This is a genomic window from Phycisphaeraceae bacterium (genome assembly GCA_019636655.1).
Classification (GTDB): domain Bacteria; phylum Planctomycetota; class Phycisphaerae; order Phycisphaerales; family UBA1924; genus JAHBXB01.
Genome location: JAHBXB010000001.1, coordinates 151,273 through 164,512, shown reverse-complemented (window position 1 = coordinate 164,512; position 13,240 = coordinate 151,273). Strand labels below are relative to the sequence as shown.

15 protein-coding genes are annotated in these 13,240 nt (G+C 70.4%); 11 read left to right on the top strand and 4 right to left on the bottom strand.

Annotation, left to right across the window (positions count from 1 at the left end):
• Window positions 1-41: 41 nt before the first annotated feature.
• Genes KF745_00750 through KF745_00735 form a run of 4 tightly spaced genes read right to left on the bottom strand, consistent with a single transcriptional unit; the run spans window position 42 to window position 4,775 of the window.
• Window positions 42-1,133, bottom strand: a complete 1,092-nt coding sequence (locus KF745_00750; GenBank protein ID MBX3356934.1) for a VOC family protein — start codon at window positions 1,131-1,133, stop codon at window positions 42-44.
• Entirely contained in the window at window positions 1,130-2,737 is a 1,608-nt protein-coding gene (locus KF745_00745) for a GMC family oxidoreductase (protein ID MBX3356933.1), read from the bottom strand. Before KF745_00745 ends, KF745_00750 begins: the two co-directional genes overlap by 4 nt.
• Before the next feature lie 34 nt (window positions 2,738-2,771).
• The gene (locus KF745_00740; GenBank protein ID MBX3356932.1) at window positions 2,772-3,620 is read right to left on the bottom strand and encodes an aquaporin; all 849 of its coding nucleotides are present in this window, start codon (window positions 3,618-3,620) and stop codon (window positions 2,772-2,774) included.
• A 45-nt stretch (window positions 3,621-3,665) separates the two neighbouring features.
• Window positions 3,666-4,775: a glucose 1-dehydrogenase gene (locus KF745_00735; GenBank protein MBX3356931.1), complete on the bottom strand. Its 1,110-nt coding sequence runs from the start codon at window positions 4,773-4,775 to the stop codon at window positions 3,666-3,668.
• A 203-nt stretch (window positions 4,776-4,978) separates the two neighbouring features.
• On the opposite strand from KF745_00735, the gene KF745_00730 reads away from it, so the two are divergent.
• The 11 genes from KF745_00730 to KF745_00680 all read left to right on the top strand — a co-directional run bounded on the left by KF745_00730 (window position 4,979) and on the right by KF745_00680 (window position 13,185).
• Window positions 4,979-5,215, top strand: a complete 237-nt coding sequence (locus tag KF745_00730) for a zf-HC2 domain-containing protein (GenBank protein MBX3356930.1) — start codon at window positions 4,979-4,981, stop codon at window positions 5,213-5,215.
• Window positions 5,216-5,326: 111 nt separating this feature from the next.
• Window positions 5,327-7,300, top strand: coding sequence for a sigma 54-interacting transcriptional regulator (locus KF745_00725; protein ID MBX3356929.1), 1,974 nt, complete (start codon window positions 5,327-5,329; stop codon window positions 7,298-7,300).
• A 176-nt stretch (window positions 7,301-7,476) separates the two neighbouring features.
• Window positions 7,477-7,737, top strand: a complete 261-nt coding sequence (locus tag KF745_00720) for an STAS domain-containing protein (GenBank protein ID MBX3356928.1) — start codon at window positions 7,477-7,479, stop codon at window positions 7,735-7,737.
• Window positions 7,734-8,396, top strand: coding sequence for a sigma-70 family RNA polymerase sigma factor (locus KF745_00715; protein ID MBX3356927.1), 663 nt, complete (start codon window positions 7,734-7,736; stop codon window positions 8,394-8,396). The genes KF745_00720 and KF745_00715 overlap by 4 nt, the downstream gene beginning before the upstream one ends.
• A gap of 3 nt (window positions 8,397-8,399) precedes the next feature.
• On the top strand, window positions 8,400-8,636 hold the full coding sequence (locus KF745_00710) for a hypothetical protein (GenBank protein MBX3356926.1): 237 nt from the start codon (window positions 8,400-8,402) through the stop codon (window positions 8,634-8,636).
• The gene (locus tag KF745_00705) at window positions 8,633-8,773 is read left to right on the top strand and encodes a hypothetical protein (protein ID MBX3356925.1); all 141 of its coding nucleotides are present in this window, start codon (window positions 8,633-8,635) and stop codon (window positions 8,771-8,773) included. The genes KF745_00710 and KF745_00705 overlap by 4 nt, the downstream gene beginning before the upstream one ends.
• Complete coding sequence (locus KF745_00700; GenBank protein MBX3356924.1) at window positions 8,770-9,864, top strand: ferric reductase-like transmembrane domain-containing protein; 1,095 nt, start codon at window positions 8,770-8,772, stop codon at window positions 9,862-9,864. The genes KF745_00705 and KF745_00700 overlap by 4 nt, the downstream gene beginning before the upstream one ends.
• Window positions 9,857-10,642, top strand: coding sequence for a hypothetical protein (locus KF745_00695; GenBank protein ID MBX3356923.1), 786 nt, complete (start codon window positions 9,857-9,859; stop codon window positions 10,640-10,642). The genes KF745_00700 and KF745_00695 overlap by 8 nt, the downstream gene beginning before the upstream one ends.
• A gap of 64 nt (window positions 10,643-10,706) precedes the next feature.
• The gene (locus KF745_00690; GenBank protein ID MBX3356922.1) at window positions 10,707-11,270 is read left to right on the top strand and encodes a DinB family protein; all 564 of its coding nucleotides are present in this window, start codon (window positions 10,707-10,709) and stop codon (window positions 11,268-11,270) included.
• Window positions 11,258-12,040 carry an NRDE family protein gene (locus KF745_00685; GenBank protein MBX3356921.1) on the top strand — a complete coding sequence of 261 codons (783 nt, stop codon included), beginning with the start codon at window positions 11,258-11,260 and terminating at the stop codon, window positions 12,038-12,040. The genes KF745_00690 and KF745_00685 overlap by 13 nt, the downstream gene beginning before the upstream one ends.
• Window positions 12,037-13,185, top strand: coding sequence for a hypothetical protein (locus KF745_00680; GenBank protein ID MBX3356920.1), 1,149 nt, complete (start codon window positions 12,037-12,039; stop codon window positions 13,183-13,185). Before KF745_00685 ends, KF745_00680 begins: the two co-directional genes overlap by 4 nt.
• The last annotated feature ends 55 nt before the right edge of the window (window positions 13,186-13,240 follow it).

The following is a 13,240-nucleotide window of genomic DNA, read 5'->3' as shown; positions in this document are numbered from 1 at the left end:
TTGGCTCCGCTCCACACCCTCCGGTCGCACAATCCGTCTGATCACCGGGACACCCTCGTGCCAGCGCTCGCCGACGCCGAAACGATCAGCGCGTGTCCATCCGGATCCCGCACCTGCATCGCTACGCCGTCCGGCGTCTCGACCAGCCCGGGCGACACCCACCTCGCCCGCGCCGCTCGCAGCGACGCCTCCGCCACAGGCCCATCCCACACGATCAGCCCGGTCGTCCAGTGCGTCAGGTCGCTCGCCTTCTCATCCGTCGGTGCCGCGCGGCCGTCGCTCGGTGACAGGTACTCCAGCAGTTCGACCCCCGGACCCGACTCGGCCCGGAGCGACGTAATCCGCAGGCGCGCCCCGAACACGTTGTTGAGGTGCTCCTGCTCAGTCCCGTAGTTCTCGCTCGATCCCGCCACGTGCAGGCCCAGCGTGTCGCGGTAGAACTCCAGGCTCCGCTCCGTGTCCGCCACCACGATCGCGGTGTGGTCGATCCCCAGGAACAACCTCGCCGAGTCCGCCGCGGCGTGCCACTTCGGGTCCCCCTTGCCCGCCGGGAAGTGAATCACCTCCAGCACGTGCCCATCCGGATCCTTGAAGTAGAACGCCGAGATCCCCGCCGCGTCCGTGTTCCATGCCGGCAGCGTCTGCGGCCCCGATGAGGCGTGCCGCACGCGGTGCTGCCTGAGCAGCGCGTACGCCCGGTCCATATCCGCCACGACGATCGCGATGTGCTGGAACCAGCGGTCGTTGCTCCGGGAATCCGCCGGGATCGGCCGCCCCTCCGGGGCCAGGTACTGCGTCAGCTCGATCTCGTCCGAGCCCAATCGCAACCGCGCCACCAGCGCCCGGACGCCAAACAACCCGCGCAGCCGCTCCGCGGCGTCCCCCGCGATCTCCACGTCGACCACCCGCTCGAACCCCAGGACACCCGTGTAGAAGCGAACCGCCCCCTCCAAGTCGCTCACCGTGATCCCGATCGGCCCGACGGCCCGCACCAGCGGCCCGGCCATGGCCGTGCCCGATTCCACGGACCGCGCCGGTGGCTCGGTCGCCACCATCACTCCGGCGCCGCCCGCGATCGCGATCCCCGCCGCGCACGCAACGATCCACCGCCTGATCGCTGTGGCCCTCGTCATACCGCCGCGCTCCCTTCCATCTCGGCCGCCAGCGCCGAGCACGACGGGCACCCGATCCGGCCCAGGATCTCATCCCCGACCCGCATCGCATTCGCCATGATCGTCAGCGAGGGGTTCACCGCGCTGCTCGAGACGAAGCAGGAACTGTCCGCGACGTACAAGTTGTCCACGTCATGGGCCCGGCACGACGGGTCGACCACCGACGTCGCCGGATCCGATCCCATCCGCATCGTGCCGCACTGGTGGCTCACCCCGTTCACACCCAGCTTGAGCGTCAGGTACGTCGGCGCCGCGCGCCCGTGCCGGCGCTCCGCCGCGTCCATCATCTCCCGCAGCTTCGCCTCCAGCCGGTCGTACGCCTCGATGTTGTTCTGCGTGTACGCGATCCGGATCGCCCCGTCCCCCCGCAGCAAGACCCGGTTCTGCGCATCCGGCAGATCCTCCGCCGTGATGAAGAAATCAACGGTCCGCTTTGCCAACTCCTCCACCGGCACGTTGTCCATCGTCCCCTTCGCCATGAACGCCAGCGTTCCCGGATCCGGCTTCCCCATCAGCTGGATCGTCCCCAGCGGCAGAGCCGAGTCCGGCGCGCCCCGGTAAAACTCCGTGAGCCCGAACGACTTCTGGAACTGCGACGGGTTCTGTCCCTCCGTCACCGCGATGACCATCCCGTTGTTGTGCGTCATGTAGTTCCGGCCGACCTGGTCCGACGAGTTCGCCAGCCCGCGCGGGTGCCGCTCGTTCGCCGATCGCAGCATCAGCGCGGCGGTGTTCACGGCCCCACACGCCGCCACAACGACATCCCCCGAGAGAACCACCCGCTCACCCGTCCCCTCGCGCCGCACCACTACCCCGATCACCCGCCGCCCCGACTCGTCCGTCTCCAGCCGCTCCGCCACGCACCCGGTCACCAGCGACACGTTCGGATACGCCAGCGCCGGCCCGACGCCGCACACCTGCGCATCGGCTTTCACCTCCGTCACATCCGGGTACCCGTCAAACCGGCCGAGGCGGTACGACGATGCTGGCCGATCCGCGCTCGCCGGCTCCGGTAGGCGAACACCCAGCGGGATCGGGAAAGGCCTGTGCCCCAGCGCCCGAAGATCCTCAAAGACCTCCCGCATCCGCGGCTCGTGTTCGATCGGCGGGAACGGGTACGGCGACGACGCACGCGGTTCGTGCGGGTCCGAGCCGCGTCGGCCGTGCACGCTGTACATCCGCTCCGCCCGCGTGTAGTACGGCTCGAGATCCTCGTACGTGATCGGCCACGCCGGAGAGATCCCCCCGTAGTGCCGCACCTCGCCGAAGTCATCCTCCCTCATCCGCAGCAGCGCCGCCCCGTACACCTTTGTATTCCCACCCACGCAGTAATGCGTGAACGGCGTGAACGGCCGGTCGTCGCGGTCGTACCACGTCTCCTTCGCGAGGTACCGCTGCTCCTCGAACACCGCTTTCGGGTCCCAGTTCGCCCATTCCCGCGGCAGAAAACCGCCGCGCTCCACGATCAGGATCCGTTTCCCCGACGGTGCCAGGTGCCGCGCCAGCGTGCCACCGCCCGCCCCGCTCCCGATGATGATGACGTCGTAGCGACCATCCCGCTGCATGTGAGGCTCCTGGTCCGCGCGCCCCCAACCCGGTTCAGCGCGCCCCGCCGTCCGTCGGATGCCGGTCGCGCTGCGACGTTGCGTGCAGCCGCGACCGCTCCTCAAACTCGCAGTGGAAGAGGCACGGCCCCGGGCCCGAGTGATCCAGTTTCGCGCACGGCACACTCCCCCAGCCGGGAACGGCCGTGTACACCGCCGCCGCGCCCAGCATGCCCAGCGTCGGCGCCGCGAGGTACACCCACAGCGCCGTGTACCGCCGGGCCGCCACGGCCGACGCCAGTGTCCGCGCCGGATTGAGACTCATCCCCGACAGCGGCGCCTCGAACGCGATGTACACCGTGAGCAGCACCCCGACCACCCACGGCGTGAGCGCGGCCGTCCCCATCCGCCCGCTCAGCACCAGCACCGCCAGCAGCAGAACGAACGAGATCCCCAACTCACCCCAGAACGCCCACACCGCGCCCCGCGGCCCCGGCCGCGTGACCACGTACTCCACCGACGGATGAGAGACCACCGCGCCCAGCACCCCCCGACACAGCAGCACACCCGCGACCCCGCCGATGCACTGTGCAACGACATACCACGCCGCGTCCCACCCATCCACCTTCCCGAGCCACGCGAACGCGAGCGTCGCCGCCGGATTCATGTGCGCCCCGGACCGCTTCCCCCACGCCGATGTGATCAGCGCCACCGCCGTCAGCCCCATCGCCGCCCCGACGATCGCCCGACGGGCCAGCCCGCTCCGAACTGCCCGCCGCACCGGCGAGCCCGGATGCTCCACCACGATCACCGCCACGCACGCGGAGACCATGAACAGCCCCAGCAGCACGCCCTCGATGACATACTCCGGCCAGTGCCGCGCCACCGCTTCAACCATGGTCATCGCCGCCTCCTCATCCGCCGCCCGGCGCCGCCGCGCCAGGCCCGATCAGGAAAACGTGATGACGCTCTTGATGCCGTCGGTCGACAGCAGCGGCTCCCGGTAGTCCTGCGCGCGGAACCGGCCCGTCAGCAGTTTCCGCACCGCGCCCGGCCACTTCTCCATGAACACGCCAAGGTCGCGGATCGCTGCCTCGAACGCGTCACGCCCCGCGTTCACCGTCCCCAGCAGCACCTGGTTCTTGAGCACCATGTTCCGCATGATCTGGTCGGTGTCGATCTCCGCCGGCCCCTTCAGCCCCGGCACCCCCGTGAAGATGAACGCCGCGTTGGCCCCCACCTGCTTGAGCACCTCGAACGACAGCCGCGAGGCCCCCGTCGCCTCGTACACCACGTCGATCGTCCCGATCCGATCCACCAGCCCCTCCACCGGTGTCCTCCCGGCCGACACATACGTCGCCCCGAACGACCGCACCAGTTCTGCCTTCTCACTCCCCTCGTCCTCCCTCGAGTACACGAACGTCGAGAACCCCGCCGCGGCGAACGCCATCGCCCCCAGCAGCCCGATCGGCCCCGCCCCCAGCACCAGCGCATGGTGGCAGTGCCCCGGCTTCTTGTCCTTCGCCGTCGGGCACGACCACGGCAGGCGCTGCTGCACCTGCCACACCTCGATCAGCGCCTTCTCCGCGATCGTGAGCGGCTCGACCAGCACCGCGACCTCGCGCAGGCTCCTGGGCACCGGCACCATGTTCTGCTGCTCGTCCACGACCATCTCGGTCATGTACCCGTGCTGCTGCTTGATCCCCCGCTCGGTGAACCGCCCCGTGTAACAGAAGTCCTGCCGCCCCTCGCCGCACGCCGGGCACTCCCGCAGCCCGCAGCCCCGCCGGACCGTCAGCACCGCCAGGTCACCCGGCTTGAACCCGGTCACCCCCGACCCCACCTCCACCACCTCCCCAAGGCACTCGTGCCCGATGACCAGGAACTCCGACCCCTCCGGCGGCGTCCCGTAATGGAACCCGCAGATCTCCCGGTCCGTCCCGCACACCCCCACCTCCAGCGTTCGCAGTTTCACCTGCGTCGGCGACGTGATCCGTGGCTCGGCAACCTCGATCAGACGGATATCCCGCTCCCGCGGGTAGACAGCGACGGCCTTCATGTATCATCTCCGTGTGCGCCCCCACGCCCCGTGCCGGCAGACCAAGGGGCCGCCGGGGGGGCGTGACTGAGCCGCGGTCGTTCGATGCCGCCGCGCCGCCCCGCGTTGCCGTCTCCACGAATTCTCCCGCACCACCCGTAACCCGGGAACGAAAACCGCATCCAACCCACGTCGCCCCGGTATTGCCGGCTCAGGAGTCTCGCATGACGTGCCAAGAGATCGCCGACTTCCTGATGCTCTACCTCGACGACGAACTGCCGGCCGTAACCAGGTCCGCCTTCGAGGGCCACCTGGCCGTCTGCGAGGCCTGCCGCGACTACCTGCGGACCTACTCCCAGGCCGTCAAACTCGGCAAGGACGCCTTCGCTCATGCCAAGGACGACCCGGCGCCCGAGTCCCTCGTCGCCGCCATCCGCGCGGCCCGCCAATCCTCACGCTGACACCCCGCTATGCGGCCCACGCTGGTGCACCCCAGACGCCTCTGGTACCCTGCCCCTGCGGGGCCAGACCATGCCGCGCGTGGACACCCGGCTCCTGAAGGCGCAGCGAGCGTGACCGACCAGGCCCACCCAGCCTCTCCCCCAGCCCCCATCCCCGCCCACCCATCGCCCGCCCCCGACGGCGGACCCGGGGCCCCCCAGGAACTCCTCTCCGAAGACTCGGTCCTCTACTCCCTCCTCAAAGGCATCGCTCAGACCTCCGGCGACGAGTGCTTCCAGGCCCTGGTCCGCAACCTCGCCACGGCCATCTCCGTCAAGTACGCCGTCGTCGCCGAGTTCCTTAGCCCCCCGCTCACCGTCCGCACCCTCGCGTTCTGGGGCGGCACGAGATTCCTCGACAACGTCGAGTACTCCGTCGTCGGCACCCCCTGCGAGAGCGTCATCGGCGGCCGCTTTGCGCACCACCCATCAGGGCTCTGCGCCCGCTTCCCCGCCGACAAACCGCTGGTCGCACTCGGCGCAGAGAGCTACCTCGGAGTCCCGCTGCTGGATCCCGCCGGCGGCGTCCTCGGCCACCTCTTCGTCCTCGACACCCGCCCGATGCCCCCCGTGCCCCGCAACCTCGCGGTCTTCCGCATCTTCGCCGCCCGCGCCACCACCGAGCTCCTCCGCCGCCGCGCCGAGGAAGCCCTCCGCCAGAGCGAGGAGCGTTTCCGCTCCGTCATCAACGCCTCGATGGACGCCGTCGTCGCCTTCGATTCCTCTCTCCGCATCGCCATCTTCAACTCCGCGGCCGAGCGCATCTTCCGCTGCACCCAGGCCGACGCGGTCGGCGCTCCGATCACCCGCTTCGCCCCCCCAGCCCTCGCGGCCCACCTCCAGCGCTACGCCGCCGAATCCGCCCCGGCCCACGCCGGCGCTTCTCACCCGCTCCCCGCCGGCCTCGCCGCCCGCCGCGCCGACGGCGAGGAGTTCCCCATCGAGGGCGCCGTCTCCTTCGCCGCCGCGGGCCGCTCCGCCCTCGTCGCGATCACCCTGCGGGACATCGGCGAGCGCGAGCAGACCCGCCGCCGCCTCGAGGAACTCCGGCACGAGAACGCCTACCTCAAGGAAACCGCTGCCGGCCACGCCCCGGGCTCCGAGCCCGACATCGTCGGCAAGAGCCCAGCCATCCGCAAGGTCCTCGCCGACATCGCCCTCGTCGCGCCCACCGATTCCAACGTCATCATCATGGGCGAGACCGGCTCAGGCAAGGAGCTCATCGCCCGCGCCGTCCACGCCCGCAGTCAGCGCCACGACCGCCCTTTCATCAAGGTCAACTGCGCCGCCCTCCCCGCCGGCTTGGTCGAGAGCGAGTTCTTCGGGCACGAAAAGGGCGCCTTCACCGGCGCCGTCGCCGCCCGCCGCGGCCGCTTCGAACTCGCCAACGGCGGCACCATCTTCCTCGATGAGGTCGGCGAGGTCTCCCCTGATGTTCAGGTCAAGCTCCTCCGCGTCCTCCAGGAACAGGAGTTCGAACGCGTCGGCGGCTCCTCGACCATCAAGGTCGATGTCCGCGTCATCGCCGCCACCAACCGCGACCTCGCCGCCGATGTCGACGCCGGCCGCTTCCGCGCCGACCTCTACTACCGCCTCGGCGTCTTCCCGATCTCCGTCCCGCCGCTCCGCGACCGCCCCTCCGACATCCCCCTCCTCACCGGCTACTTCGTCACCCCCATCGCCGCCGCCATGGGCAAGCGCATCGACCGCGTCGACCCCGAGACCCTGAGCCGCCTCTCCCGCTACCCCTGGCCCGGGAACATCCGCGAACTGCGCAACGTCATCGAGCGAGCCGTCATCCTCACCCCCGACGACGAACCCGTCCTCCGCGTCGACCCGAGTATCCTCCTTCCTCGCGGCGCAGCCCCCGCGGCTTCGGCCCCTCGCGCAGGCTCCTCCCTTGCCGACGTCGAGCGCGAGCACATCGCCGCCGTCCTCCGCCAGACCGGCGGCGCCATCGCCGGCCCCTCCGGCGCCGCCGCCATCCTCGGACTCCCGCCCAGCACGCTCCGCAGCAAGATGGCGAAACTCGGCATCAAGGCCTGAGCCCGCCGACGCGGCCCGTCGCGTCCCCACGCGGCCGGCCGCGCCTCGCCGTTTCCCCGCCGCGAAGTCCCAATCGCCTGCAAACGCTGCTGTTTCCACTACTTAGCAACACACCCGCCCGACCCGGCACCACTGGCACGCGGCTTGCCACACACCCGGCACACGGAGGCACGCCAGTGTTCAAACTCTCGCAATCCACCTCCACCACCAGCAGGACCATCCGGATCGAGGGCCGCCTCGATTCCGACGGCGTCGGTGAACTCCTGCGCCTGTGCAACACGGCCCAGTCACCCAGCGCTGTCACGCTCGATCTCTCCGGCCTGCTGTCCGCCGACTCCCGCGGCCTCGACATGCTCGCCCACCTGCGCGCCCGCGGCTTCCGCCTGCACGCACCATCCCCGTACATCGCTACGCTGCTCGAGGAGACCCAGTCATGACCGCTGCACGACCCGGCTCCACCGCATCGCCGCACGCCGATCCCGAGGCGGATCTCCTCGCCCGGCTGCGATCCGGCGATGAAGCGGCGTTCGACCACGTCGTCCGCGAGTACGGCCCGCGGATGCTCGCCGTCGCCCGCCGCTACCTCCGCAGCGAAGCCGACGCCCAGGACGCCGTCCAGGACGCCTTCCTCTCCGCGTTCAAGGCCATCGCCTCCTTCGAGGGAACCTCTCGCCTCTCGACATGGCTCCACCGCATCGCCGTGAACGCGGCGCTCATGAAGCGCCGAACCGATTCCCGCCACCCCGCCGGCTCCATCGAGGGGCTCCTCCCCGCGTTCGACGAGTCCGGCCACCACGCCGTCGCCCCCAGCCCGTGGCGCCAGCCCCCCACCAACCGCCTCGACCGAGACGAACTCGCATCGATCATCCGCTCCTGCATCGACCGCCTCCCCGAGCCCTACCGCCTCGTCCTGCTCCTACGCGACATCGAGGAACTCGATACCGCCCAGACCGCCGCCCACCTCGGCCTCACCGACGCCGCCGTCAAGACCCGCCTCCACCGCGCCCGCCAAGCCCTCCGAACCCTCCTCGATCCCTACATGCGCGACGGCTCACTCAGCGCCGATTCCGCACACGCCGCCACCGACGGGAACTAGCCCATGGACCCGGTCGCCATCCTGCTCATCCTCCTCGCCGCCTACCTCGCGCTCGGCCTGCTCTTCGCCATCGCGTTCTCGCTCGTGGGCGCCGCCCGCATCGACCCAGTCGCTCGGCACGCCCCGATCGGATTCCGCCTCGTCATCCTCCCCGGCGCCGCCGCCCTCTGGCCTCTGCTCCTGCGCCGCTGGCTGGCCGCCCGACGCAACACATCCCCCGACAAGGACCCCCGGCATTGACCCCGACCCAGCGACGCATCCACGCCGCCCTCTGGACCGTGCTCGGCGCCGCCCTCCTCATCGCGCTCGCCGGCGCCCTCCTCGCCCGCCCCGCGCCTGTCGCGCCGGCCTCCTCCACACCCGGAGCCCGCCCATGAGCGCCTCATACCGCCTCGTGCAGTGGAACCGGCACAAGCGCCTCTACGACCTCACCATGGTCTCCGGCGTCGCCCTCTACCTCCTCGCCTTCATCGCCGTCGGCAAACTCGCCTGGCGCGGCCGCCACGCGATCAGCGACGAGATCCTTCTGATCCGCGCGCTGGCCACCTGCGCCCTGGTCATGCTCACCATCATCCTTTGCATCGGCCCGCTCGCCCGCCTGTGGCCCCGCGCCGCCCCGCTTCTCTACAACCGCCGACACCTCGGCGTCTGCATGTTCCTCGTTGCGCTCGCCCATGCCGCCCTCGCCACCCTCTACTACGGCGCCTTCGGGGGCCGGAACCCCATCGTCGCCACCCTGGTCGAGAGCGGCGGCGTCACCTCCTTCGCCTCGATCAGCGGGTTCCGCTTTGAAGTCCTCGGGTTCCTCGCCCTTCTCATCCTCTTCCTCATGGCCGCCACCAGCCACGACTTCTGGCTCGCCAACCTCTCGCCCCGGATCTGGAAGTCCCTGCACATGCTCGTGTACGCCGCCTACGCCCTGATCATCATGCACGTCGCCCTCGGCATCCTGCAGTCCGAGCGCAGCCTCCTCTACCCCATCCTCCTGGCGATCAGCATCTCCCTGGTCAGCTCCCTCCACCTCATCGCCGGCCGCCGCGAACTCGCCCGCGATCGCGCGGCCATCCCCATCCCACCCGCGCCCGCCTGGATCGATGCCGGCGCCGTCGACGACATCCCCGACAACCGCGCCGCCTCCATCTGCATCAAGCGCGCCGGCAACTCCCCTCCCGCCCGCGTCGCCGTCTTCCGCCACAACGGCTCGATCTCCGCGGTCTCCGACACCTGCGCCCACCAGGGCGGCCCGCTCAGCGAGGGCAAGGTCATCGACGGCTGCATCACCTGTCCCTGGCACGGCTACCAGTACCTCCCCGCCAGCGGCCAGTCGCCGCCCCCGTTCACCGAGCGCATCCCCACGTACCAGGTCCGCATCGAAGGCCGGCGCATCCTCATCAACCCCGACCCGCTCCCACCAGGCACCCCTGTCCCCCCGGCCCGCTTCGAACCGCTGGAGCCGGCCCATGCCTGAACATACCTCCACCCCCGCGCCCGACGACTTCTACGTCGGCTACCTCCCCATGCCGCAGACTCATCGGCGCGCCCTTCGCGTGCTGATCCCCGCCATCCTCTGGCTTGCGGCGATCTCCGCCGCCATCATCGCCTTGACCCAGCGCGATCCCGGACCCGCCGTCTGGGACACCGGCCTCCCCGTCTCCCGTGAGGGAACCCTCGTCGCCCACCCCTACCCAATCCTCAGGGTCGCCCCGCAGCACCCTGGCGATCCCCCAACCACCATCTTCCTCGTCCAGGAAGGCAAGCACGGCGCCCAGGACCGCGTCGCGTCCAACGACGGCGTCCACGTCCGCATCCGAGGCTGGAGGCTCGACCGCGACGGCCGCGAGATCCTCGAACTCCTCCCCGACGCCGACGCCGTCACACCCCTCCCTTCACAATCCCCTGTGCCCGCCCCCACTACCGACACCCTCGGCCCCATCACCCTCCGCGGCGAGATCGTCGACTACAAGTGCTTCCTCGGCGCGATGAAACCCGGCGACGGCAAAGGCCACAAAGCCTGCGCCACCCTCTGCATCTCCCGAGGCATCCCCCCGATGCTCGTCGTTCCAACCACCGACGGCCACGACTATTACCTCCTGGTAACCGACCGCGGCGAACCGCTCCCGCCCCCCATGCTCGACCTCGTGGGCGAACCCGTGGTAGTCTCGGGAATACTCCGCCGTTTCGACGGCATCAACATGCTCTCCGTGCCACCCGACAACATCCGCCGTTCCGCAACCACCCCGCACTAATCCGCCCCGCAACTCCATGCACCCAACGGCATCTCAATCCCGACCAACCCCCGGGGCGCCGCACATGCACACCACCATCGATCACCTCACCCGTCACAGCACCAGCGCCGCGCTCCTCGCGGCCCCGCTCGCCGACATCCTCGCCGAACTCGAGTCCGTCGCCCTCTCCCTCACCGTGGACCTGTACACCCGCCCCTGCGGCCCCACATTCGCGAACGGCTCCCTCGGCGCCCACATCCGCCACGCCCTCGACCACGTCCGCGCCCTCACCACCGGCGCCCGCACCGGCGTCGTCGACTACGACCACCGCGACCGCGGTACCACGATCGAGTCCAGCCCCGCCGCCGCCGTCGTCGAGATCCGCCGCCTCCACCAGGCCATCCTCGATCTCGCCCGCGCCGACGCCGACGATCTGCTCAACGTCCGCGTCATGCCATCCCGCGGCGGCGCCTGCGTCGAAGTCGAATCAACCCTCGGCCGCGAACTCGCCTTCGTCCTCAGCCACACGATCCACCACAACGCCACCGTGCGATCCATGGCGATCTCGCTCGGCACGCCCGTCCCCGCCACCTTCGGCTACGCCCCCTCCACCCTCGCCCACTTGGATTCAGGTCGATGTGCACGGTAACAGTCGTGGCCCCGAGGTTCCGTCGCGCCGCCGGCTCGGCCCGCGAGCACTCCCCCCTCCTCCGCCTCGTCTGCAACCGCGATGAGCGCCGCACCCGCCCCGCCGCTACGCCCCCCATCGTCATCACCGCCGGCCCGCGATCCGCTCTCGCTCCCATTGATCCCCAGTCCGGCGGCACCTGGATCGGCGTCAACGACTCCGGCCTCATCGCCACGCTCCTCAACGCCAACCCATCCCCCGGCATCCCTGCCAGCGCACCGCGGTCCCGCGGCGAACTCGTCCCCCTCGCACTCGCCGAGTCCTCGATCTCCGAGGCCCTCACCTCGCTCCACTCCATCGATCCCGCCGCCTACCCACCCTTTTCCCTGTTCATCGCCGCCCGCGGCGAGTCCGCCGTCCTCACATCAGACTCCCGCACGCTCCGCATCTCCTCACGCGCCCCGCTCGGCCGCCCTCTCATGCTCACCTCTTCGAGCCTCGGTGATCACATGGTCGAACCGCGCCGCCGCCGACTCTTCGAGTCCATCGTCGCCCGCGCCGACGACCCCTCCGCCGCGCAGGACCGCTTCCACACACACACCTGGCCGACCCGCCCCCACCTGAGCGTGCTCATGTCACGCCCCGACGCCCGCACCGTCAGCCGCACCGTCATCGAACTCTGGGACCACTCGGCCTCCCTCGACTACTCCCCCATCCCGGAGGACGCCTCCACTCCCCTCGTCACCACCCGCTCGGCCCTCCCGCTCAAGCGGGCCAGGGTGGCCGGATGACGGCCCACCCCGGCGCGACGCCGATGATCGCTCCGCCAATCCCGGCCCGCCCGGCCGCCGGCATCGCGGAGCGCTGGCGCCACGCCCGAACACGAACCCGTGCAATCATCAGCCGCCGTCTCCGCTGGGAGTTCTGGCCCGCATGGATGATCTACGCTCCGCTCGCCCCACACCTCCTGCGCCTCGCCTTCCGCCATCGCAGCCTCACCGCCTTCACCGCCGCGAACCCCGCCATGCCGCTCGGCGGCGTCATCGGCGAGTCCAAGTGGGACATCCTCTCCCGTCTCCCGGAATCCGCAGTCGTCCCCGCCGCGATCCTCCCGCCCGCACCCGCGCCCGAGCGGTCCGCCGCGCTCCTCCGCATCATGCAGCAGCGCGCATGGTCCTTCCCCATCATCCTCAAGCCCGATGTCGGCCAGCGCGGCGCCGGCGTCGAACTCACCCGCTCCCACGCCCAGGCTCTCGCCTACCTCGCTGCCAACCCGGGCCCCGTCATCGCCCAGGTCTACCACCCCGGCCCCTTTGAAGCCGGCATCTTCTACATCCGCCACCCCGGCGAGCCCCGCGGCCGCATCTTCTCCATCACCGACAAGCGGTTCCCTCTCATCCACGGCGACGGCCGCTCCACCCTCCGCAACCTCATTTGGAACCACCCCCGCTACCGCCTCCAGGCGCACATCTTCATCCGCCGCCTCGGCCCCGCCGCAGGCACCGTCCCCGGACCCGGCGAACCCATTTCCCTTGGCATCGCCGGCAACCACTGCCAGGGCTCGATGTTCCTCGACGGCGCCCACCTCATCACCGACGACCTCACCAATGCCGTCGACCGCATCGCCCAGTCATACCCCGGCTTCCACTTCGGCCGCTTCGATGTGCGCTACTCCTGCGTGGAAGCCTTCCGCGCCGGCCGCGACCTTGCCATCGTCGAACTCAACGGCGTCAGCTCCGAATCGACCAATATGTACGACCCCCGAACCGGCTACTGGGCCGCCCAGCGCACGCTGCGGGACCAATGGAGACTCGCGTTCGAGATCGGCAGCGCCAACAGCAAGCGTGGCCACCCCCCAGCAACGCTCGCCGATCTCCTCCACGCCTGCGGGCTCCGCCCAGCCCGAGCCCGCACCGCCACCCTGCGTCACCGCTGACTTGGTAGGATAAAGCACGGCGCCCGGCGCCGACGCACCCTCTCGCGCGCCCCCG

Excerpts from the sequence above, each read along its gene's own strand:
- KF745_00710 (MBX3356926.1), top strand. The coding sequence starts at position 8,400 with ATGGACCCGGTCGCCATCCTGCTCATCCTCCTCGCCGCCTACCTCGCG.
- KF745_00690 (MBX3356922.1), top strand. The coding sequence starts at position 10,707 with ATGCACACCACCATCGATCACCTCACCCGTCACAGCACCAGCGCCGCG.
- KF745_00750 (MBX3356934.1), bottom strand. The coding sequence starts at position 1,133 with ATGACGAGGGCCACAGCGATCAGGCGGTGGATCGTTGCGTGCGCGGCG.
- KF745_00680 (MBX3356920.1), top strand. The coding sequence starts at position 12,037 with ATGACGGCCCACCCCGGCGCGACGCCGATGATCGCTCCGCCAATCCCG.
- KF745_00715 (MBX3356927.1), top strand. The coding sequence starts at position 7,734 with ATGACCGCTGCACGACCCGGCTCCACCGCATCGCCGCACGCCGATCCC.
- KF745_00695 (MBX3356923.1), top strand. The coding sequence starts at position 9,857 with ATGCCTGAACATACCTCCACCCCCGCGCCCGACGACTTCTACGTCGGC.
- KF745_00745 (MBX3356933.1), bottom strand. The coding sequence starts at position 2,737 with ATGCAGCGGGATGGTCGCTACGACGTCATCATCATCGGGAGCGGGGCG.
- KF745_00685 (MBX3356921.1), top strand. The coding sequence starts at position 11,258 with ATGTGCACGGTAACAGTCGTGGCCCCGAGGTTCCGTCGCGCCGCCGGC.
- KF745_00730 (MBX3356930.1), top strand. The coding sequence starts at position 4,979 with ATGACGTGCCAAGAGATCGCCGACTTCCTGATGCTCTACCTCGACGAC.
- KF745_00700 (MBX3356924.1), top strand. The coding sequence starts at position 8,770 with ATGAGCGCCTCATACCGCCTCGTGCAGTGGAACCGGCACAAGCGCCTC.
- KF745_00740 (MBX3356932.1), bottom strand. The coding sequence starts at position 3,620 with ATGACCATGGTTGAAGCGGTGGCGCGGCACTGGCCGGAGTATGTCATC.
- KF745_00735 (MBX3356931.1), bottom strand. The coding sequence starts at position 4,775 with ATGAAGGCCGTCGCTGTCTACCCGCGGGAGCGGGATATCCGTCTGATC.